The sequence below is a fragment of the Pedobacter sp. GW456-11-11-14-TSB4 genome (genome assembly GCF_059424425.1).
Window position 1 is genome coordinate 405,887 of sequence record NZ_JBWKZK010000003.1, and the last position, 22,371, is coordinate 428,257.

At 37.2% G+C, this 22,371-nt stretch carries 14 protein-coding genes, 1 tRNA gene and 1 other RNA gene; 8 read left to right on the top strand and 8 right to left on the bottom strand.

The window, feature by feature from the left end:
• Positions 1–4: 4 nt before the first annotated feature.
• Positions 5–77: transfer RNA gene (locus AC07XU_RS13470), tRNA-Lys, on the bottom strand.
• Between the two features lie 212 nt (positions 78–289).
• Here AC07XU_RS13470 and AC07XU_RS13475 point away from each other — a divergent pair.
• Positions 290–2,449, top strand: a complete 2,160-nt coding sequence (locus AC07XU_RS13475) for a glycoside hydrolase family 3 C-terminal domain-containing protein (protein WP_494944147.1) — start codon at positions 290–292, stop codon at positions 2,447–2,449.
• A gap of 94 nt (positions 2,450–2,543) precedes the next feature.
• On the opposite strand, the gene AC07XU_RS13480 is transcribed toward AC07XU_RS13475, so the two are convergent.
• Positions 2,544–4,601, bottom strand: a complete 2,058-nt coding sequence (locus tag AC07XU_RS13480) for an OPT family oligopeptide transporter (RefSeq protein ID WP_494944148.1) — start codon at positions 4,599–4,601, stop codon at positions 2,544–2,546.
• Between the two features lie 198 nt (positions 4,602–4,799).
• Between AC07XU_RS13480 and AC07XU_RS13485 the strand changes: the two genes are divergently transcribed.
• Complete coding sequence (locus AC07XU_RS13485; RefSeq protein WP_494944149.1) at positions 4,800–5,297, top strand: D-glycero-alpha-D-manno-heptose-1,7-bisphosphate 7-phosphatase; 498 nt, start codon at positions 4,800–4,802, stop codon at positions 5,295–5,297.
• A gap of 247 nt (positions 5,298–5,544) precedes the next feature.
• Here AC07XU_RS13485 and fsa read toward each other — a convergent pair whose 3' ends face one another.
• Entirely contained in the window at positions 5,545–6,204 is a 660-nt protein-coding gene (gene fsa, locus AC07XU_RS13490; protein WP_494944150.1) for a fructose-6-phosphate aldolase, read from the bottom strand.
• A gap of 103 nt (positions 6,205–6,307) precedes the next feature.
• Positions 6,308–6,407: signal recognition particle sRNA small type (ffs, locus tag AC07XU_RS13495), an RNA gene on the bottom strand.
• A gap of 778 nt (positions 6,408–7,185) precedes the next feature.
• Between ffs and gltB the strand changes: the two genes are divergently transcribed.
• The 6 genes from gltB to AC07XU_RS13525 all read left to right on the top strand — a co-directional run bounded on the left by gltB (position 7,186) and on the right by AC07XU_RS13525 (position 18,239).
• Positions 7,186–11,694 (top strand): glutamate synthase large subunit, encoded by a 4,509-nt coding sequence (gene gltB, locus AC07XU_RS13500; RefSeq protein ID WP_494944151.1) that lies wholly within the window; start codon positions 7,186–7,188, stop codon positions 11,692–11,694.
• Position 11,695: 1 nt separating this feature from the next.
• Positions 11,696–13,162, top strand: a complete 1,467-nt coding sequence (locus AC07XU_RS13505) for a glutamate synthase subunit beta (protein WP_494944152.1) — start codon at positions 11,696–11,698, stop codon at positions 13,160–13,162.
• A 347-nt stretch (positions 13,163–13,509) separates the two neighbouring features.
• On the top strand, positions 13,510–14,142 hold the full coding sequence (locus tag AC07XU_RS13510; RefSeq protein WP_494944153.1) for a hypothetical protein: 633 nt from the start codon (positions 13,510–13,512) through the stop codon (positions 14,140–14,142).
• A gap of 376 nt (positions 14,143–14,518) precedes the next feature.
• Entirely contained in the window at positions 14,519–15,139 is a 621-nt protein-coding gene (locus AC07XU_RS13515; RefSeq protein WP_494944154.1) for a (2Fe-2S)-binding protein, read from the top strand.
• The gene (locus tag AC07XU_RS13520; protein ID WP_494944155.1) at positions 15,136–16,119 is read left to right on the top strand and encodes an FAD binding domain-containing protein; all 984 of its coding nucleotides are present in this window, start codon (positions 15,136–15,138) and stop codon (positions 16,117–16,119) included. The genes AC07XU_RS13515 and AC07XU_RS13520 overlap by 4 nt, the downstream gene beginning before the upstream one ends.
• Positions 16,119–18,239: a xanthine dehydrogenase family protein molybdopterin-binding subunit gene (locus AC07XU_RS13525; RefSeq protein ID WP_494944156.1), complete on the top strand. Its 2,121-nt coding sequence runs from the start codon at positions 16,119–16,121 to the stop codon at positions 18,237–18,239. The genes AC07XU_RS13520 and AC07XU_RS13525 overlap by 1 nt, the downstream gene beginning before the upstream one ends.
• Before the next feature lie 117 nt (positions 18,240–18,356).
• Here AC07XU_RS13525 and AC07XU_RS13530 read toward each other — a convergent pair whose 3' ends face one another.
• The 4 genes from AC07XU_RS13530 to AC07XU_RS13545 all read right to left on the bottom strand — a co-directional run bounded on the left by AC07XU_RS13530 (position 18,357) and on the right by AC07XU_RS13545 (position 22,310).
• A complete protein-coding gene (locus AC07XU_RS13530) occupies positions 18,357–19,013 on the bottom strand; it encodes a YdeI/OmpD-associated family protein (RefSeq protein WP_494944157.1) in 657 nt (218 codons plus the stop codon).
• A 91-nt stretch (positions 19,014–19,104) separates the two neighbouring features.
• A complete protein-coding gene (locus AC07XU_RS13535) occupies positions 19,105–20,400 on the bottom strand; it encodes an OmpA family protein (RefSeq protein WP_494944158.1) in 1,296 nt (431 codons plus the stop codon).
• Positions 20,401–20,596: 196 nt separating this feature from the next.
• Entirely contained in the window at positions 20,597–21,127 is a 531-nt protein-coding gene (locus tag AC07XU_RS13540; RefSeq protein ID WP_494944159.1) for an RNA methyltransferase, read from the bottom strand.
• A gap of 25 nt (positions 21,128–21,152) precedes the next feature.
• A complete protein-coding gene (locus AC07XU_RS13545; RefSeq protein WP_494944160.1) occupies positions 21,153–22,310 on the bottom strand; it encodes a galactokinase in 1,158 nt (385 codons plus the stop codon).
• Positions 22,311–22,371: the final 61 nt, after the last annotated feature.

Genomic DNA, 22,371 nt, shown 5'->3' on the forward strand with positions numbered 1-22,371 from the left:
TCTGTGATCCCGCTGGGATTCGAACCCAGGACCACTACATTAAAAGTGTAATGCTCTACCAGCTGAGCTACGGAATCAATTAAAGGTTTGGATAAAATCGTTTGCTTTAATGCGTGCAAATATAGGGTTCTCCTTAAAGTTGTGCAAGCATTTTTTGATGATAACTTGTACTCTGTTGATTTATAAGGCGATTAATTACAAAACCATGATTTTTGACGAGTAAATAAGTGATTTTAAGTCAAAAAATGTTTAAAATTGTTAAGCTAAAAAGCCCTAATAAATCATCCATATGCGTAAAATCATCTGTTTTCTAATATTTATCTTTTCCTCAATTGTAAGCTCAGCGCAAAATGATATTTACCTTAATGCACAAATGCCGCTAGAAACACGTGTGCAAGATTTGCTTAAGCGAATGACTTTAGAAGAAAAGGCTCAGCAAATGAATAGCAAAACGCCAGCCATAGATCGTTTAAAGATGCCGGCTTACAACTGGTGGAATGAAGCCTTGCATGGTGTAGCAAGAGCAGGTTTGGCAACCTCGTTTCCGCAACCTATTGGTTTAGCTGCCACGTTTAACACAGATGCAGTTTTTACGATGGGCACTATGGTTAGCGATGAGGCAAGAGCAAAACACCATCAATTTGTTAGAGAAAACAATAGAGATATTTATACCGGATTAACTTTTTACTCGCCCAACGTAAATATTTTTAGAGATCCACGGTGGGGACGTGGACATGAGACATTTGGCGAAGATCCTTATTTAACAGGTAAACTGGCTGTAGCTTTTGTAAAGAGTATGCAAGGCGATGATCCTAATTATTTTAAAACCATTACCACTGCCAAACATTTTGCAGTACATAGTGGTCCGGAGCCGAGCAGACATGAGTTTGATGCCGCACCTTTAAAAAGAGATTTATGGGAAACCTATTTGCCTGCCTTCAAGACACTTACACAAGATGGTCATGTTTACTCTTTTATGTGTGCTTATAACCGACTGTATGGAAAACCGTGTTGCAGCGACACCTTTTTATTAAATGATATCTTACGAAAAAAATGGGGCTTTAAAGGCTTTGTAGCAACAGATTGTGGTGCTGTATATGATTTCTTTATGTTTCATAAAACCGCTAAAGATAGTGTAGAAGCTGTTGCACAAGCTATAAAAGGTGGTTCTGATAATCAATGTTGGGGTTATGCTGGTGCAGTAATTCCGGCTATTAAACAAGGGTTGTTAAAAGAAAGCGAACTCGATACTGCAGTTGCTCGTTTGTTGAGAGCTAAATTTAAATTGGGCATTTTTGATAGTGAAGCTGCTAATCCTTACTCAAAAATCCCTTATAGTATTGTAAATAGCGAAAACCATCAAGCACATGCTTTACAAATGGCCAGAGAAGCTATTGTACTGCTTAAAAATGAGAAGCGCACATTGCCGCTTAGTCTCCAACTCAAAAACTTGGCCGTAATTGGTCCAAATGCCAATGATGCAGAAATACTTTTGGGCAACTATAATGGTGATCCTAAACACATCGTAACTCCCTTAGAAGGAATTAAAAAAGCATTTTCATCCACAAATGTGCTATATGCAAAAGGCTGCAACGTAATAGATACGCCAGGTTACGATCGCAAAAAAGAGCTTAACGAAGCTTTAGCAATTGCAGCAAAGGCTGAAGTAATTGTTTTTGTTGGAGGCATATCGCCTAGATTAGAAGGTGAGGAGTTGAAAGTTAAAGTACCTGGCTTTTTGGGTGGCGATAAAACCGATTTAAATTTACCAGCCATACAAACAGATTTGTTAAAAGAATTAAAAAAGCTAGGTAAACCGATTGTTTTGGTATTGTTAAATGGTAGTGCCTTGGCTATCAATTGGGAGCAAGAAAATATCAATGCCATTGTAGAAACTTGGTATGGCGGCGAAAAGGGTGGTGCAGCATTGGCTGATGTTTTAATTGGCAATTACAATCCCGCAGGGCGATTACCTGTTACCTTTTACAGATCAATTGATGATTTACCCGCATTCGATGATTATGGCATGAATGGCAAAACGTATCGTTATGTAACTAAACCGGTATTATATCCGTTCGGATTTGGTTTAAGTTATACCAATTTCAGTTATCAAGATTTAAAATTGTCTGCTAATCAACTTTCAACTCAAAAGCCATTACAAATTACCTTTAGCTTAAAAAACATTGGGAATTTTGATGGCGATGAAGTAGTGCAGCTTTATATTAAACATGCAGGCACCAATAAGCCTTTAAAAGAGCTTAAGGGTTTTAAACGCATCCATCTTAAGAGAGGAATGAGGCAAACCATCAAATTCGAATTAAATGCCACAGATATACAGCACTATAATGAGCAACTTGATGATTTAGCCATTATCCCAGGTAATATTCAATTAATGATAGGTCCATCTTCTGCTGAAGCAAAATTAGTTGGTAGTTTTATGTTGAGATAAAGTTTTTATTATTGTCATTTATAGCAAAGCGGAAATCTCTATCTTAAAATTATCAGAGATTCCGTCAACATTTTAAAATGGCAATAATTGTTAATTATTCAATTTTATCTTGTTTTTTAATTCCGATATTGTAAAGTACAAAACCCATCAATAAAAAGAATAAAACACCAAGGATTTGGTAACCATCTTCGCCAAACCAAATGGTAAAAATCGGTTCGATATTTACTTTGCTTAAGTTATCTCTTACCGCCGGAATAACCATTAAAATAGCTACAATAACGCCTGCAATTGCTCCGCCCGCCACTAATCCGGTGGCAAATAGATTTCCTGGGGCAATTTCTTCTTCCTCGGCAGATTTAACTTTTTGTTTTTCTCTCCAGTTTACCAAGCCTTTAATAGCTCCGCCAGCAAAAATTGGTAAAGTAGTTGATAGCGGTAAATAAGCTCCAACAGCAAATGAAAGCGCATTTATTCCACATAATTCAATAGTTATGGCTATAAAAACGCCCACTAAAACGTATTGCCAATCCAAATTAAACGAAAGCATTCCTTTAATTAAGGTGGCCATCAAAGTAGCTTGTGGCGCAGCGTAAGTTTCTGTACCAATAGCATGATGAATACCTTGTTTAACCATCTCAGCAGTTGGGGTATCTAAAATTCTTACTGTTAAACCAATTACAATAGATGATACTATGGCGCCAATAAATAAAGCAATTTGTTGATATTTTGGCGTGGCACCAATGAGGTAACCCGTTTTTAAATCTTGAGATGTTGCACCGGCATTAGCAGCAGCAATGCAAATCATACCACCTACAACCAAAGCCATTGGCTCATATATTTTACCCGTCCATCCTACAGCAATAAATACCAAGCAAGTTCCCATAATGGTGGCAATTGTCATCCCAGAAATTGGATTATTGCTAGAACCAATTAAGCCTACAATTCTGCTAGAAACCGTAACGAAAAATGCCCCAAACACAATTACCAAAACACCAATCAAGAGCTTGTTTAAAATACTATCGCCAGGTATCTGAGGTAAAATTGCCATTAAAAGAATGAGAACTAGACTTCCAATACCCACTAATTTAACAGATAAATCTCTATCCGTACGTTTCACTACGCTGCCTGCTTTTCCCTCTTTAATTGATGCAACGCTTTCTTTAAACGAAGATACGATGGTTGGAATGGTTTTTAATAAAGTAATAAAACCACCAGCTGCAACAGCTCCAGCTCCAATTTGTTTTACGAAGGCTTGGTAAATCGCTCTCGGATAATCTGCAAAAGTTTGCGTTAGTGGGTCCCAACTTCCTGCACCACCTGGTTTAGTAATATCTGCCAATAAACCTAACTTAACTAGCTGTTTTGCAGCAACTAGTGGGTCTATAAGTGTGGCTAACAAAGGGATTAGTGCTAACCAAGCCAAAACGCCGCCGGCAACTAAAACACCTGCTATTTTCGGACCAATAATATAGCCTACGCCCATGTATTCTGGTGTAATTTCTCCACTAATTTGAGCCGATGGTAAAAATTTATTGGCTTGTTTACTAGACCAAGTTGGTGCTTCTGCCACCACATGAAAAACCTTTTGCATCATGGCATAAACTAACGAAAAACCTAATCCCCAAAAAGCGGTACGAGCAAAGTCACCACCTTTTTCGCCTGCTTGTAAAACAGATGCGCAGGCCGTACCTTCGGGATAAGGTAAATTTTCATGTTCTTTAACAATCAACGACCTGCGTAAAGGGATCATCATTAAAGTACCTAAAATGCCACCCAAAATAGCGAGAATTAAGATGGTCATGTAGCTAAAAAAAGCTTCTCCTGAGCTTTTTCCACCAATATCTGTGCTCAAGAATAAAAATCCTGGTAAGGTAAATACAACCCCGGCAGCAATAGATTCGCCAGCAGATCCTGTAGTTTGGATAATGTTATTTTCTAGTATGGTTGTCTTAAAGAATTTTTTACCTAGTGTAATTGCCAATACAGCAATTGGAATTGATGCAGAAACTGTTAACCCAGCTTTTAAAGCCAAATACACAGTTGCAGCTCCAAAAATGACCCCAGCTATACAGCCTAATAAAATTGATTTGATGGTAAACTCAGCAACATTACTTTCTGCAGGTACAAAAGGTTTAAATACTTCTTTGCTCATTTGAAAAAATTAAGCGATAAAGTTAAATTATTTTAACTAATTCATATTACTCAATTCAACTCATTTCAAATTGTACTTTTTGCTATTAAGGACCAAGAAGTGCTAAGCCAAATTTTTCTTATTAAATATAATCCTCTAAAGGAACGTCTCCTCACTACACACTTTCGATATCACGATTATTTTCGACATCTTTACGCGATGAAGCAAAAAGCCATATTCTTAGATAGAGACGGGGTGCTAAACCACGAAAGACATGATTACATTTGTAGGGTAGAAGATTTTGAAGTTTTGGAATATCAAATTCCTCCATTAAAAAAACTTTATGATGAAGGTTATATGCTTATTGTAATTACAAATCAAGGTGGTATTGCCTTACAGAGATATACTGAAGTGGCATTGGCCGAAATGCATCAAATTTTATTTGATACTTACAGCAAACAAGGAGTAAAATTTACTGATGCTTACCATTGTCCGCACCACCCAACTGTCAACGATCCATGTTTGTGCCGTAAACCCGGCTCTGGTATGTTGCTAGATGCGATTGCGAAATACGATATCGATCCAGCTTTATCTGTAATGATTGGCGATAAACCGCGTGATGTTGAGGCAGCAAACGGAGCAGGAGTGAAGGGTATTTTAATAGAACCTGATGAACAGATTGATTATGCAACAGTTAAAGAAGTTTTAGCTAGCTAATAAGTTATTGTCATTCCGAATGAGCTTTTCGCCATTGAGAAACACGAAGTGCTCAGCGAAGCTAAATGTTCTATTTTATTGAGCACAAGCTCATTTAGAAACATATATAAAATTAGTAGATATCTCCTCGCTGCGCTGCGTTCGATATGACGGATCATATTAAACTAAAAAGAGCTTCACAATTTTGTGAAGCTCTTTTTAGTATTTTATAATAGATGAACACAAAATCCATCTGATAATTTAAATTCTATTTACCACTTGCTTTTGCATGGTCTGCTAAAAATGTAGCTAAACCGCTATCAGTTAATGGATGTTTTAACAATGCAGTAATTGCAGCTAACGGAGCAGTAATTACATCTGCACCTAATTTAGCACAAGCCACAATATGTAATGGTCCGCGAATTGAAGCTGCTAAAATTTGAGTAGGGTAGCCATAGTTATCAAAAATCAAACGGATATCTTCAATTAATGTTAAACCATCAGTAGAAATATCATCTAAACGACCTAAAAACGGAGAAACATAAGTAGCACCAGCTTTTGCTGCTAATAAAGCTTGTCCAGCAGAGAAAATTAAAGTACAGTTGGTTTTAATCCCTTTATCAGAAAAATATTTAATGGCTTTAATACCATCTTTAATCATAGGTACTTTAACCACAATTTTAGGGTTTAAAGCAGCCAAAGCTTCACCTTCTTTAATGATACCTTCATAATCAGTAGCAATTACTTCAGCACTTACATTGTCATCAACAATATCACAAATTGCTTTGTAATGAGCTATTACGTTAGCTTCGCCAGTAATGCCTTCTTTAGCCATTAAACTTGGGTTGGTAGTTACACCATCTAAAATGCCCAAATCCTGAGCTTCTTTAATGTTGTCAAGATTTGCTGTATCAATAAAAAATTTCATAGTTTATAAATTCTTAAAATAAATGAGCTTATGAACCCTGAAGAATTTACCTCGCCCTTCAGAGTTTACTCCGATTGCTATCGGAGGGGATAGGAAAAGAAAAAATGGGCAAGCAACTTTTATCGCACCGCTACAACCTTCTACCCTTGCTGCGTTCCCACCCTGGGGGAGTTCAAAGGGAGCTGATCGTAAAAGACTTGCCCGGCACAAAGGTAGAAAAAGGAAGCGTTTTACAAAAAGAAATCTGCTATTTTTTACTATTAAATTTATGTTATTGATTGATAGGTGATTATGTTAAATAATGCTTAATGATGGTATTGTTTTATTGTTGAAATAATTATGATTAAGCTGTTTTGAAAAACAATGGTAATGCTTTTCGGTAAATGCAGCCCCTCTTTTCATTGCAAGTCCCTTGATCTTCGACTACGCTCAGATTGACATGGGAGCTTTCATTTCAATAGGGTTTGTATAATTAAGGCAGTAGTTCTTGGCTTTAAAAACCCCTCAATACTTTTTACCTATCGGCTGGTGTCTCCATCATTTGAAACTTGAAAAGTTTCATACCCAACTTGATTGGGTATCGTAATGCGAAAGCAATATTGCTGTGAGCTGGCAATGACGATAAATATATGGCGATTGCAACCCCAAATCGTAGCAAGAACTTTTGTTAATAAACCGGATTGAAATGGCATCCTTTTGCTCGTTTTTACGAGCAAAAGATACAATGCAAAGCCGGATTTACGTGAATAGTAAAACTGAAAAACCTTTTCTAAACGCAGAATTAACAATTGTTATGCTAAGTTAATAAACTATCATATTATCATTATGGCAATTGTAATCGATGTCAATTGCCAATTTCGTATTTTAAATGGTTTTAATTACGTATCACATTAATAATTTATAAAAATTTTATCAATAGTTAAATTTAAGGTAAATTTTCCTTATCTTAGTGTTTCCTATACACTAACTAACACCAATTAAATGAACCACTTGAATGAACAACAAGGATTATACCGTAAAAGTTTCGAACACGATGCCTGTGGCATAGGTTTCGTAGCGCATGTGAAGGGGCGTAAATCACATCAAATTATTTCAGACGCTATTACCATTCTCGAAAATTTAGATCACCGTGGTGCTTGTGGTGCAGAACCAAACACAGGCGACGGCGCTGGGATTATGATTCAAGTGCCTCATGAATTTTTATTCGACGAATGTTTAAGAACAGGCTTTAGTTTGCCAGCTTATGGCGATTATGGCGTAGGTCAATTGTTTTTACCTAAAGAAATTAGAGCTCGAGAAGAATGCCGTGAAATTATTTATCGCACTGCAGAAAAACTAGGATTGGAGGTTTTAGGTTTTAGAAAGGTGCAAATTGATACCACAGATATTGGTAACATGGCACTTTCTGTTGAGCCAGAAATTGAGCAAGTATTTGTAGCAAGACCTTACCATATTGCCGAAGGAGCAGATTTTGAGCGTAAACTTTTCGTTTTAAAAACCTATTTAACCAAAACAATTTACAATACGGTTGAAGGAAGCAAAGATGACTTTTATATCGTTTCTTTTTCATCTCGTACTATAATATATAAAGGTCAACTTACTTCTTTACAGGTTAGAACCTATTTTACAGAACTGAGCGACAAACGTATGGTTTCGGCCTTCGGTTTGGTGCACTCACGTTTTGCAACCAATACATTTCCATCTTGGCGCTTGGCACAGCCTTTTAGGTACATTGCGCACAACGGCGAGATCAATACCTTACAAGGAAATTTAAATTGGTTTAGATCAAGTGTAAAATCTTTTGCATCACCATATTTTACGCCAGAAGAGTTGAACATGATTCTTCCGGTAATTGATGAAACGCAGTCAGATTCGGGCTGTTTGGATAATGTTGTTGAATTGTTATTGCATGCAGGTCGTTCATTGCCACATGTTTTAATGATGCTTATTCCAGAAGCTTGGGATGGCAACGATGATATGGATCCGATTAAAAAAGCTTTCTATCAGTTTCATGCTTCGTTAATGGAGCCTTGGGATGGACCAGCTGCAATCGCTTTTACAGATGGTAGATTAATCGGTGCAACTTTAGATAGAAATGGTTTACGTCCATCTCGCTATGCGCTAACTAGCGATGACCGTGTAATTATGGCTTCTGAATCTGGGGCTTTGGCAATTGATCAAAGTACGGTGATTGAGAAAGGTAGGTTAACGCCAGGCAAAATGTTTGTGGTTGACATGCAACAAGGTCGTATCATCTCTGATGAAGAAATTAAACAACAAGTTTGCAGTCGCCGTCCTTATGCCGATTGGATTAACCAATATCAAATAAAATTAGAAGAGTTGCCAGAACCAAGGGTAATGTTTACCAACTTGGCAGAAGACTCAATCTTTAAATATCAACAAGTTTTTGGTTATAGTAGAGAAGACATCGATCTTTTGTTAAAACCGATGGCAATTGAAGGTAAAGAGGCAATTGGATCTATGGGTACAGATACGCCACTGGCTATTTTGTCTAAGCAACCTCAACATTTATCTTCTTATTTTAAACAGTTATTTGCGCAAGTTACCAATCCACCAATCGACCCAATTAGAGAAAAAGTGGTGATGAGTTTGGCTGGTTTTATGGGTAACAATGGTAACCTTTTAGAAGAAAACCAGATGCAATGCCATTGTGTGGGTATTAAACATCCTATACTTACCAATTTAGAATTAGAGAAATTGCGTAGTATTGATACAGGCTTATTCCAGTCTAAAACCCTGCAAATGTATTTTAGAGCAGATGGAAAACCGGGTTCACTGCAAAAAGCATTAGACAGGTTGTGCCGTTATGCGGTAGATGCGGTTGAAGATGGTTTCCAGGTTATCGTGCTAACAGATAGAGCGATTGATTCGGAACATGCGGCAATTCCATCTCTATTGGCGGTTTCTTCTGTTCATCATCATTTAATTAGAAAAGGATATCGTGGAGCTGTAGGTATTGTTGTTGAGGCTGGAGATGTTTGGGAAGTACACCATTTTGCTACTTTAATTGGCTTTGGCGCTACTGCTGTTAATCCCTATTTAGCTTTAGAAACTATCCGTAGGTTTGATGTTGAGAGTGGTTTAAAGCCAGATAAACTAATCTCGAATTATATTTATGCGATCAATAATGGCTTGTTAAAGATTTTCTCTAAAATGGGGATTTCTACTTTACAATCTTACCATGGTGCACAAATCTTCGAGATTTTAGGCATCAATCAGCAAGTTGTAAATACACATTTTACAGGTGCGGTTTCTCGCATCGGCGGATTAGGTTTAGATGAAATTGCGCATGAAACATTGATTAAACATCGCCGCAGTTTCGGACCAAAAACACAGGCCGAACCAATTTTGCCAACCGGCGGAACATACAAATGGAGAAGGCGTGGAGAGAAACATTTATTTAATCCAGAAACCATCCACTTGTTACAAAATGCAACCAGAACTAACAATTACTCAACTTTTAAAAGATATTCGAAGTTAATTAACGAGCAAACGCAGCAAGCTTACACCATTCGTGGTTTATTAGAATTTGATTATTCTCGCCCTGCGATAGGATTAGAAGAAGTAGAATCTACAGAAGCGATCTTAAAGCGTTTTGCCACAGGAGCAATGTCTTTCGGGTCAATTTCTCATGAGGCGCACTCTACTTTAGCTATCGCGATGAACCGCATTGGCGGAAAAAGCAATACTGGCGAAGGCGGTGAAGATGATATCCGTTACCAAAAAATGGAAAATGGAGATTCGATGCGTTCGGCGATTAAACAAATTGCATCAGCACGTTTTGGCGTAACGAGCAATTATTTAACCAATGCCGATGAGTTGCAGATTAAAATGGCGCAGGGCGCAAAACCCGGAGAAGGTGGGCAATTACCTGGCCACAAAGTGGATGATTGGATTGCAAGAGTTCGTCATGCAACACCTGGAGTTGGCTTAATTTCTCCTCCACCGCACCATGATATTTATTCGATTGAAGATTTAGCCCAACTGATATTCGATTTAAAGAATTCAAACAGAGCTGCTAGAATTAATGTAAAATTGGTCTCAAAAGCTGGTGTTGGTACCATTGCAGCGGGTGTTGCTAAGGCACATGCCGATGTAATTTTAGTTTCGGGCTACGATGGCGGTACAGGCGCATCGCCTTTAACTTCCATTCAACATACTGGCTTACCTTGGGAATTAGGTTTGGCAGAGGCACATCAAACTTTAGTTAAAAATAGATTAAGGGGTAGAGTAGTACTACAAACTGATGGTCAGTTAAAAACTGGCAGAGATATTGCCATTGCAGCATTATTAGGTGCAGAAGAGTGGGGTGTAGCAACAGCAGCTTTGGTAACAACTGGCTGTATCATGATGCGTAAATGCCATTTAAACACCTGTCCGGTGGGTGTGGCAACTCAAGATCCAGATTTAAGGAAGTTATTTACTGGAGATCCTGATCATGTGGTAAATCTTTTCCATTTCTTGGCAGAAGAATTACGCGAAATTATGGCTGAACTAGGTTTCAGAACTATCAATGAAATGATTGGTCAATCTCAAGTTTTAAAAACCAGAGAAATTGCAGATGCAGATTGGAAATTGAAATATGTAAACCTAGCGCCAATTTTATACAAAGAGCCAGATCATGGTTTACCATCGTATCAAACAGAATTCCAAGATCATGGCTTGGATACCGTTTTAGATCATCAATTGATCGAAAAAGCTCAACCTGCAATTTTGAACAATGAGCCCGTTTTCGCTAGCTTCGAGGTTAAAAATACAGATCGAGCTATCGGAACGATGTTGTCTAACGAGATTTCTAAAGTGCATAAAAGCGCAGGTTTACCAGCAGATACTATTAACTTTAAATGTTTCGGCTCTGCCGGACAAAGTTTTGGGGCTTTTGCCGCTAAAGGCTTAACACTAACGCTAGAAGGAGAAGGTAATGACTATGTTGGTAAAGGTTTATCAGGTGCAAAATTAGTTGTTTATCCGTTTAGCAACATTAACTATGTACCAGAGCAAAATATAATTATTGGTAATGTTGCATTATATGGCGCAACATCTGGCGAGTTGTATATTAGAGGTAAAGCAGGTGAGCGTTTTGCCGTACGTAACTCTGGTGCAACATCGGTTGTAGAAGGCGTTGGCGACCATGGTTGTGAATACATGACTGGTGGAGAAGTATTGGTAATTGGTGATACAGGTAGCAATTTTGCTGCTGGTATGAGTGGTGGTATTGCTTGGGTTTATGATGTAAGCAAGACCTTTGCTAATAAAGTTAATCCAGAAATGGTTGATTTAGATCCACTGCAATCGGAAGATGAAGCTAGAATAACTACACTGTTAAAAAATCATATCAGGTTAACCAGTAGTAGAGTTGCAGAATTTATCTTAAGTGATTGGGAAAATCAATCAGCACATTTTGTAAAAGTATTCCCTAAAGAGTACAAAGCAGTTTTATTACAACGTCAACAAGTTAAAACCAATTAAGATGGGAAAAGTTACAGGATTTTTGGAGTACGAAAGAGTTTCGCCTACCAGACAACAACCTAGCGAACGCCTAGAACATTATAACGAATTTTTAAATCCACTTCCAGCCGAGCAATTGAACCATCAAGCTGCCCGTTGTATGGATTGCGGTGTGCCTTTTTGCCAATCTGGCTGCCCTTTGGGTAATGTAATACCAGAATTTAACGATGCTGTTTACAAAGGCGAATGGTTAAATGCTGCTGAAATATTATTGAGCACTAACAATTTCCCAGAGTTTACTGGCAGAATTTGTCCTGCACCATGCGAAAGCGCATGCGTGTTGGGGATCAATAAATCACCAGTTTCTATTGAAGAAATTGAAAAACACATTATTGAAATTGCTTTTGAAAAAGGCTATATCAAGGCCAATGCACCATTAATTAGAACTGGCAAAAAAGTTGCCATAATTGGCTCTGGTCCTGCTGGTTTGGCTGCAGCAGCTCAACTGAATAAAGCTGGTCATGAGGTTACCGTTTTTGAGCGTGATGATGCACCTGGTGGTTTATTAAGATATGGAATTCCGGATTTTAAATTACAGAAAGATGTAGTTGAACGCCGTATTCAATTAATGGAAGAAGAAGGCATTGAATTTAAATGCAATGCAAACGTTGGTGAGAATGTAGAATTGAGCACTTTGTTAAGAGAATACCAAGCTTTGGTATTAGCAGGAGGAAGTACTATTCCACGTGATTTAAACTTATCAGGAAGAGAGTTAAAAGGCATTTATCCAGCTATGCAATTTTTAAAACAGCAAAACAAACGCGTTAGTGGTAGAGCTGTTGAAGAAGAAGAGATTTTAGCTACGGGTAAAAATGTAATTGTAATTGGTGGTGGCGATACGGGTTCTGATTGCATTGGTACATCTAACCGTCATGGTGCAAAATCGGTTACGCAATTTGAAATTATGCCGATGCCGCCACAAAGCAGAACTGAGCACATGCCTTGGCCGCAATACCCAATGTTGTTAAAGGTAACTTCATCACATGAGGAAGGTGCGCATAGAAATTGGGCAGTTAACACACAAAAGTTCAATGCTGATGAAAATGGCAACTTGAAATCTTTAAGTGTAATTGAAGTGCAATGGGAAATTGATGCCAATGGAAGAGCTTTAGGCTTTAAAGAAATTCCAGGAACTGAAAAAGAATATCCTTGTGAGTTGGTTTTATTAGCGATGGGTTTCTTACATCCTCAAAAGCAAGGCTTGTTAGAAAAACTAGGCGTGGAGCTTGATGAACGTGGAAATGTGAAAGCAATTGAAGGTAATTTCCAAACCAATATCCCTAAGGTTTTTGCTGCCGGAGATATGCGTAGAGGACAATCTTTAGTCGTTTGGGCAATTTCTGAAGGTAGAGAAACCGCTAGAAAAGTTGATGAATATTTAATGGGTTATAGCAAATTGCCATCGAAAGATGCGGTTGCTTATGCGTAAACCGTAACCCGTCATTTCGACAGAGCGCAGCGAGGAGAAATCTATCTTGCAGATTTCTCCTAACGTCGAAATGATGACAATTTATTAGCCGCAGATGCATAGATTTAATTCTGAGTTTCTGTGGCTTTCTTTGTTAAATAAATAGTAATTGCGAGGCTGTGTCAGGCTAGACCGAGCCGTGGCAATCTCATTTGCAGTTTTGTAAAGAAAACTCTTCCCTTTGTTGTTCTCTGTCTGCTATCTAGCAATATTTATGAGCATAAATATTTATTTTGTTAATTGTGGAAATTACAAAGAAGAAACATCATTCATCAAAATTTCGTATATTGAATTTTAAATAATCAATAATGTATAAAGTATCCTTTTTTGTTCTATTATACTTAGCAGCTTCTTTAAGTTCGTTTGCGCAAAAAGATTGGTCTGCCATTGAATCAGAACTTTATAGACAAATGACAGACAAGAAAATTACTACTGAGGAGTGGTCATTTAGGCTAAGAAAAGATGCAGGATATTTCGATCGGCTTAGCCTTTGGGTAGAAAATGAAAGTGAAATTTCAGATAAAACAAGCGACATAATAAAACTATATTTTCCATCAGATTTTAAAGTGATAATGCCAAATGGAAATACTTTTGCAAAAGCTTATTTGTTAAATAATACAGCTGATTCAATCGAAATCGCAAGGATAGATGCTACTTTAGCTAATGTGCAGGAATATTATTTCATTAAAAATAAATGGGTAGCATTCAGAACGAATGGAACTTCGACATGTGGGAATAGTTATTTTAGCAATAAGTTGCCACCTAATCGACAGCTTTCATTAAAACTAACGAATGATATTTTAACCGATGGAAAAAGGAAAATACCATACAAAATTTCTATTCGTATAGAAAACCAACAAGTCGAATCAAATGTAATCATTGTCAAATTACATGATGCCCAATTAAAAAGGGTGATGGAAGGTTTCGAAGCTAAACACTAAGCTCTGATGTGAAACCATCCCTTCAAAAGAACCACTACCTATGTTCTATAAACCTTATTGAAGCGGCATCCTTTTTGGCTGTGATCCTGAGCGCTTGCCCGCCGTGGCGGCTGTTGAGGGACAGCCAAAAAGATACAGCGAAAAGAAGGACTGCATTATCCAAGAGCTACTGACATTGTTTTTCTAATTCTATTTGTCATTCAGAGCGCAGCGAAGAATCTCTATTCTAAATCGCTTAGAGATTCCTCGTTCCTCGGAATGACAAACAGAGGTTTAGTTGTAAATAGACTCCTTCTAAATTATCAAAACCTAGTAAAACAACATTTGTTATTCCGATATTAGAAAAATATCCCATCGCATATTTAATTGTTTTTCTATGTCTGAAATTGACAATAACCAATCTGGTGATACCCGCCGTGATTTCTTAAAGAAAACTTCGCTTTTTACTGCCTTATCATTAACGCCTTTAACGGTTTTAAAAGCAGCAGATAACAAGGTTGATGAACGTTTTGCTGAACTTTTTGAGAAAATCCCTTTAAACTTAAAGGTAAATAATAAAGCTTACTCGCTTAAGGTTGAACCAAGGGTAACCTTGTTAGATTTATTGCGAGAAGAGTTGGACTTAACTGGCACTAAAAAAGGTTGCGACCATGGTCAATGTGGTGCATGTACCGTTCATGTTGATGGACAACGCGTAAATTCATGCTTAAGTTTAGCGGTGATGAATGAAGGCAAAAGCGTAACCACAATTGAAGGTTTAGCCAATGGCGATGAATTGCACCCAATGCAGGCAGCTTTTATTAAACATGATGGTTTTCAATGCGGTTATTGTACACCTGGACAAATTATGAGCGCCGTTGCTTGTGTACGCGAGGGTCATGCGAATTCGAAAGAAGAGATCAGAGAATACATGAGTGGAAACATCTGTAGATGTGGTGCTTACCCTAATATAGTTGATGCGATACAAGAAGTAAAAGAAAAGGGGGCTGCGATATGATTAATTTCCAATTTTTAAGAACATCGGTTATTAAAACTGCTTTAGGTTTGGTGGCTAAAGACCCTAAAGCAACTTTTATTGCTGGTGGTACCAATTTAGTTGATTTAATGAAAAGGGGAGTTACCGCTCCAGAAAAGTTAATCGATATTAATCAGCTACCGCTTAAACAAATTGAACTAAAAAATAACGTGTTACATATAGGAGCAATGGTTTCTAATTCGGCATTGGCCGAAAATGCGATTGTAAAAGAAAAGTTTCCGCTGTTGATGTTGGCTTTACAGTCTGGCGCATCAGCACAGTTGAGAAATGTGGCTACTGTCGGTGGCAATATGATGCAGCGCACCCGCTGTGGTTATTTTTACGACACCACTATGCCCTGTAATAAACGTCAACATGGAAGCGGTTGTGGTGCCATAGGAGGTTACAATAGAATGCATGGGATCTTTGGAACATCCGAGTCTTGTATTGCTGTACACCCAAGCGACATGTGCGTAGGCTTAGTAGCATTGGATGCCCAAGTGGTAATAGCTGGAGCAAAAGGCGAGCGAAAAATTAATTTTATAGATTTTCACCGCTTGGCAGGAAATACGCCAGATAAAGATAATAATCTACAAAAGGGAGAATTGATTTCGAGGTTAGAAATTCCGGTAAATAATTTAAACAAGAATTTTCATTACCAGAAAGTACGTGATCGATCATCGTATGCATTTGCCTTGATTTCTGTAGCAGCTGCATTGGAACTTAAAGATGAAGTAATTAGCAATGCTAAATTGGCGATGGGTGGTGTGGCGCATAAACCTTGGCGTTTACTCGCTGCCGAAAACTTTTTAAAAGGTAAAACAGCAACGCTAGCCAATTTTGAGGCGGCTGCTAAACTTGCCATGGAAGGAGCAAAAGGTTTTGGAGAGAATGATTTTAAACTAAAAATGGCTCCAAACACAATAATTGAAGCGTTAACTGTAGCTAAAGCCAAAGCCTAATGGATTTTTTTGTAGACGAAAACGACCGCGTAGACGGTATAGAAAAAGTAACTGGTAAGGCAAAATATTTTGCTGAATTTAAGTTACCCGGATTAATTTATGGTGTTTTAGTACCTAGTACCATTACCAAAGGAAAAATTACAGCAATTGATATTAAGGCGGCGAAAAATGCTCCTGGTGTTTTAGATGTGCTATCGCATTTAAACAAACCTGCCGCCGCTGGTTATGAAGCTGGTGGTGGTTCGCCGATGAAGATTTTTTATACGGATGAAGTTTTTTTTAACGGTCAGCCTGTAGCTTTAGTAGTTGCAGATACTTTTGAAAGAGCAACTTACGCTGCTACATTGGTTAAAGTAAGTTATGAAAAATCTACCTTTAATACAGATTTTAAAAAGAGTGTTGCTGATGCAAGTGTAACAAAAAAGCAAGGTCAGCCTCCTTATGTAAGAGGTGTTGCCGATGCTTACAAAACTGCAGAGGTAAAAGTAGAGCAGACTTATGAGATGCCAGTTGAAACACATAATCCAATGGAATTACACGGAATTATTGCAGATTGGCGTACCAACGATCAAGTTACTGTTTATGCTAAAACACAGGGTGTAAAGGCTGCACAGGCAACTATAGCAAATGTGTTTAAAATCCCTCAAGAAAATATTCAGGTAAAATCTGAATTTGTTGGTGGTGGTTTTGGTATGGCTTTGCGTACATGGCCGTTAGAAATTGCAACAATTATGGCTTCAAAACAGGTTAAAAAACCTGTTAAATTGGTAATTACTCGCGACCAAATGTTTACTATGGTGGGTAACAGACCAGCTGCTTATCAAAAGATTGGTTTAGGCGCAACAAAAGATGGTAAAATTACTGGCATAACTCATACCGCTTTCGGACAAACCGCAGTTTATGAGAACTTTACCGAAGGCGTAGTAAACATGACTAAATTCATGTATGCATCGGAAAATGTAAATACCAATTATTATGTAGTACCCCTGGATATGAGCGTGCCCATTTGGATGCGTGGTCCGGGTGAAGCAACTGGTGCCTTTGCATTAGAAAGTGCGATTGATGAAATGGCACATGCTTTAGATATGGATCCTTTGGAATTTAGGATGAAGAATGATCCTGAAACTGATCCAATGAAAAACATTCCATTTTCTAGTAAAAATATAAAAGAAGCTTACAAGTTGGGATCTGCTAAAATAGGTTGGAGTAATAGAAAAAATAAACCAGGAAGTATTGCAGATGGCCCATGGAATATTGGTTATGGTGTAAGTATTGGTGTTTTTAATGCTAGCAGAGGTAGAGCAACCGTAAAAGGAATTTTAAAAGCTGATGGATCGTTAGTTCTGCAAAGCGCAACGAGTGATATTGGACCAGGAACAGGAACGGGTATGACATTAATTGCCAGTAGATTAATGAACATTCCAGTTGAAAAAATAACTTTTGAATTAGGTGACTCATCATTACCACCTGCACCTAGTCAAGGAGGATCTACAACGCTATCTACAGTTGGTACAGCAGTTAACGATGTTTGTGTTTCTTTAAAATCTACAATTGCAGAATTAGCGGCTAATGCTAATATGGATGCTACATCAAACTTTGTTGAGGTGTTGAAAAAGAACAATTTACCTATGATTGAGGTTACCAAACAATCTCAAGCCAACCAGCAAGGTAAAGAATATTCGATGTATTCGTTTTCAATCCACTTTGTGCAAGTTAAAGTGCATAATTTAACTGGCGTAGTTAAGGTGAGTAAAATTGTATCAGTTGGCGATTCAGGTAAAATCGTTAGTCCGAAAACAGCCCGAAGCCAAATGGTTGGCGGTGCAGTTGGCGGAATTGGGATGGCGTTAACTGAAGAAGCTTTATTAGATAATAGATACGGTAAATATGTAAACAACAATTTTGCAGATTACCACGTACCTGTACATGCAGATGTGCCTGAAATTGATGTAATTTTTATTGATAAGCCAGACTTTATCGTAAACCCAATGGGAGCAAAGGGAATGGGAGAAATTGCTTTAATCGGTTTTGCTGGCGCTGTGGCAAATGCGGTTTTTAACGCCACAGGGAAAAGGATTAGAACTTTACCTATAACGCCAGATAAGGTTTTGGAAGGTTAGGTTTTCCGTCATATCGAGCGAGTGCAGCGACGAGATATCTGTTTTTTTGTAGGCAGTAGCTTAACCAAGTCAGTTCTCTCATCACTGCTCTCTTTCTAGTGGACTTTAGTGGTTATTTCACTTTTCACTTGGATTTTTCTTGCCAGCAGATAATTTCTCAATAGTTTTAGCGATACGATCTGTTCTGGTTTTTTCTTGCTTGGCAGATAAAACCCAAAGCACATACTCTTTTCTATTGGAATAAGATAAGTTTTGATAAAAATCAAACGCTAGAGAATTATTTTGAAGTTCCAGCTCTAAATCTACTGGCAGGGTAATTATTTTATTTGTAACATCAATATAATTTCCAAAATCGTTTTGTGCAATTTCTGTATTTCCCAAACCAGATCTTTTTAATTCTGAAATCGGTTTGATACGTAGAGCCGTCCAAGTTTCATCAATAGCAGCTGATCCACAAGGAGTGAGGTTAAAGGCTTTTAAATCTTCCCAATTTTGCATAAGGTTTAAATCGTTGGCCAATTTAGATTTAGCTTTTGGGTATAATATCCAGCAAATTGTATTTGTGCCAATATTTTCAAGTTTCAAGGCGCTTAATAAATCAGCTTTGCTGATAGCAAATATTAACAATCCATCAAAATCCTTTTTGATGTTAGCTGAAAGTTCTATATCAGATGGTATTGCTGAGATAATTGAGGAAAAATTATCAGGCGCATTTACTATTCTAACTTTGAAGCCGGGTTTAATTTGTAGTTTTTTTAATAATTGATTTTCCATATTTAGATGTATGATCAAATGTATTAAAAATTGGTATAAAGCAAAAAAGCCTTCAATTTCTTGAAGGCTTTTTGTTAAGATAAAATCTTGATTAGTAAATTGTAAACTCTACACGACGATTTTCTTGACGACCAGTAGCAGTTTTATTGCTAGAAATTGGTTGATCAGGTCCGTAACCAGTAGCTTCAATTCTTGATGCATTAGCACCTTGAGACACTAAATAAGCTTTAACAGCTTCTGCTCTGTCTTTAGATAAACGTAAGTTTAATTCTCTACCACCAGTGTTATCTGTGTGACCAGCTAATTTTAAGCTAAAATCTTTTTCCATCAATAAAGCAGCAACTCTGTTTAAGCTAGCATATGATTTAGAACGGATGGTCGATTTACCTAAGTCAAATTCTAAGTTTGCAATAGCATCACCTACAACTTTTCTGTCTGCTTCAGTTACAACAACTTTAGTTTCTTTAATGATTTGTGGTTTTGGAGCTGATAAAGGGCAACCAGAACCATCAACTACAGTACCTGCAGGAGTACCAGCGCATTTATCAAATTTGTTTGCAACACCATCACCGTCATCATCACCCATGTCTTTAGCATATTGCTCTCTATCTCTTTGTGCGTTTGCTTCTGCAGATGAAAGTGCTCTTCTTAATTCTTCACTTTCTGCAGCACTTTTCTTACGTAAATCAGCAATTGCGCTATAATTTTGTAATTGAGATTTTTCTTTTTTACCGATAGCAAATTCTACACCTGCGTGAGCATATCCAAATCTACCTTCGTTATAAACAGATTTAACAGTAGGTGAAGATTTGATAAAGTTAACATCGTAACCAAAATCAAGGTTAATTCCTTTAGATACACCTAATTTAAATCCAACTCCAACTGGAATATACCAACCTTCTCTGTCTGTAAATAAATTTGTTGTAGTAGATCCTGTAGTTACGTCAGCACTTGATGACATATAACCAGCACCTGCTTTTACATAAGGAATTAATACAGCATTTTGATCGTTGAAGCTAAAGTTAGCAACATTTAATACAGCTGTTAATGAAGTAGCCCAGTTAACTTTGTTTTCTGATCTAGAGTTTGCACCAAAGTAAGTTTTTACATCGCCACGTAAAAAATCAGCTTGTAAACCTAATGCTGGTAAAATTTGTTTTTTAACGAAAACTCCGTAACCAATACTAGAGAATTCGTCTGCTCTTTGGCTATCTCCACCAAAAATTGTGTTTTGTGATAAGATTCCACCTTGTGCACCAACACTCCATGTGCGGTAAGATTGTTTGTCGAAACGTGTACTTGTAGTTGTTGTTTCTTGTGCTAATACCGATCCTGATACGCCTAGTAACGCTACCAATAATGCAGTTTTTGTAATTTTTAAGTTCATTTTTATTAATTTTAATAGATGGATGATAAATTTCTATTTACATCGCCATCTAGAAAAACCTTGCCAAATATTAATGAATTTTACGTAAACTTCATGTTATCAGCTTATTAATGTATCATACCTGATACAATTAAAGGAGAGATCAAGTGTCTATTTTTGTATACAAAACTATACACTTGCCAAAATTAGTGTATTTTTACAAACGTAATTTTGCAAAGAAATCCCATAAAACTATCCCTGCAGAAATAACGATATTGAACGAATGTTTAGTTCCGAATTGTGGTATTTCGATACATTCATCTATCATTTGCATAGCTTCATCGCTCACTCCATTTACTTCATTGCCAAAAATTAACGCATACTTAAGCTCGTTATTTGGCTTAAAGGTGTTTAACATAGTGCTATCTTGAGCCTGCTCAATTGCAATAATTTGATAACCTTCATTTCTTAGGTGATCAATTGCAGTTAACGTATCTTCAAAATGTACCCAGTCTACAGATTGGGTTGCTCCTAAAGCAGTTTTTTCAATCTCACGGTGTGGAGGTTGAGCTGTAATACCACATAAAACAACTTTTTCAATAGAAAAACCATCTGCGGTGCGAAACACAGAACCAACGTTGTGCATGCTTCTAACATTATCTAACACCACTACTACTGGTAATTTCTCTTGCTCCTTAAACTCTTTAATATCTACACGATTTAGTTCGTCTAGTTTTAATTTTCTCATATTGCAAAACTACTGATTAGAATATTTAATTAACTAATTTCTTCACTCCATCGCCAATTTGATGAATGTAAATAGCAGCAGGATAGCCAATTTTTGCGACATAACTATCCGTTAAATGCTTAGCAAAATCTTCTTCAAATCCTTTTTTTAGCAAAGCGATGGCGCATCCGCCAAAACCAGCACCGGTCATTCTCGCACCAATAACGTGTTCGTATTCAGTGCAAAAATCAACTACAGCATCTAATTCCTCACCAGATACTTCATATAATTCTTTTAAAGATTGGTGTGAAGCATACATCAACTTCCCGAAAACTTCTAATTCTCCATTACTTAATGCTTTTGCGGCTAAATGAACTCTATCATTTTCTTTAACAACATGTGTTGCTCTTTTAAATATAGTGTCGTTTTCAATTAAATGACTATGTAAAGCAAATTTTTCGGCGGTAAGGTCGCAGAGGTTGTTAATGTTGATTTCCTTTTGTAAAGCTTTAAGCGCAGATCTACATTCTTCAAAGCGTTCATTATACTTAGACTCTTCAAGTTTTCTTGTTTTGTTGGTATTAATTATCGCTAAAACATATTCGCCTAAATTACAATCTACTACCTTATATTTTAAAGTATCACAATTTAATACAAGGGCTTTATCAGCTTCGCCAAAGGCAACTGCAAACTGATCCATAATGCCAGAGTTAACGCCAATAAAATTGTTTTCAACCCTTTTACTCAATTTTACTAGTTCTAATTTATCTTGAGCTAAATTACAACAATCATTTAAAGCATAAGCAGTTAAAACTTCTAAAGATGCTGATGATGAAAGTCCGGAGCCAATAGGTATGTTACCAAAATATAATAAATCCAATCCGCCAGGTAACCAACCTAATTGTTGTAATTCATTAAAAACACCAACGGGATAATTGAACCAAGATGAGCCATTTTTTTCGTAGTTTATTTGAATTGGCAGGCTTGTTTCATCTTCAAAATTAATACTGCTAAATCTCAATACATTATCATTATTTGGAGCCAAAAGCAGCCATGTACCGGCCGTAATTGCGCAAGGCATTACCAAACCGCCGTTGTAATCTATATGCTCTCCAATTAAATTTACTCTGCCAGGTGCAAAATAGATAGCCGTGGGATTTTGATGGTATTTCTCTATAAATTTTTGGCGTAACTGATCTTCCATAAAAAATAATTTATTGATTTGTCTTCAATATTAGTTGTAATTTAGCAAGCAGCCAATATAC

Excerpts from the sequence above, each read along its gene's own strand:
- AC07XU_RS13475 (WP_494944147.1), top strand. The coding sequence starts at position 290 with ATGCGTAAAATCATCTGTTTTCTAATATTTATCTTTTCCTCAATTGTA.
- AC07XU_RS13480 (WP_494944148.1), bottom strand. The coding sequence starts at position 4,601 with ATGAGCAAAGAAGTATTTAAACCTTTTGTACCTGCAGAAAGTAATGTT.
- AC07XU_RS13485 (WP_494944149.1), top strand. The coding sequence starts at position 4,800 with ATGAAGCAAAAAGCCATATTCTTAGATAGAGACGGGGTGCTAAACCAC.
- fsa (WP_494944150.1), bottom strand. The coding sequence starts at position 6,204 with ATGAAATTTTTTATTGATACAGCAAATCTTGACAACATTAAAGAAGCT.
- gltB (WP_494944151.1), top strand. The coding sequence starts at position 7,186 with ATGAACCACTTGAATGAACAACAAGGATTATACCGTAAAAGTTTCGAA.
- AC07XU_RS13505 (WP_494944152.1), top strand. The coding sequence starts at position 11,696 with ATGGGAAAAGTTACAGGATTTTTGGAGTACGAAAGAGTTTCGCCTACC.
- AC07XU_RS13510 (WP_494944153.1), top strand. The coding sequence starts at position 13,510 with ATGTATAAAGTATCCTTTTTTGTTCTATTATACTTAGCAGCTTCTTTA.
- AC07XU_RS13515 (WP_494944154.1), top strand. The coding sequence starts at position 14,519 with ATGTCTGAAATTGACAATAACCAATCTGGTGATACCCGCCGTGATTTC.
- AC07XU_RS13520 (WP_494944155.1), top strand. The coding sequence starts at position 15,136 with ATGATTAATTTCCAATTTTTAAGAACATCGGTTATTAAAACTGCTTTA.
- AC07XU_RS13525 (WP_494944156.1), top strand. The coding sequence starts at position 16,119 with ATGGATTTTTTTGTAGACGAAAACGACCGCGTAGACGGTATAGAAAAA.
- AC07XU_RS13530 (WP_494944157.1), bottom strand. The coding sequence starts at position 19,013 with ATGGAAAATCAATTATTAAAAAAACTACAAATTAAACCCGGCTTCAAA.
- AC07XU_RS13535 (WP_494944158.1), bottom strand. The coding sequence starts at position 20,400 with ATGAACTTAAAAATTACAAAAACTGCATTATTGGTAGCGTTACTAGGC.
- AC07XU_RS13540 (WP_494944159.1), bottom strand. The coding sequence starts at position 21,127 with ATGAGAAAATTAAAACTAGACGAACTAAATCGTGTAGATATTAAAGAG.
- AC07XU_RS13545 (WP_494944160.1), bottom strand. The coding sequence starts at position 22,310 with ATGGAAGATCAGTTACGCCAAAAATTTATAGAGAAATACCATCAAAAT.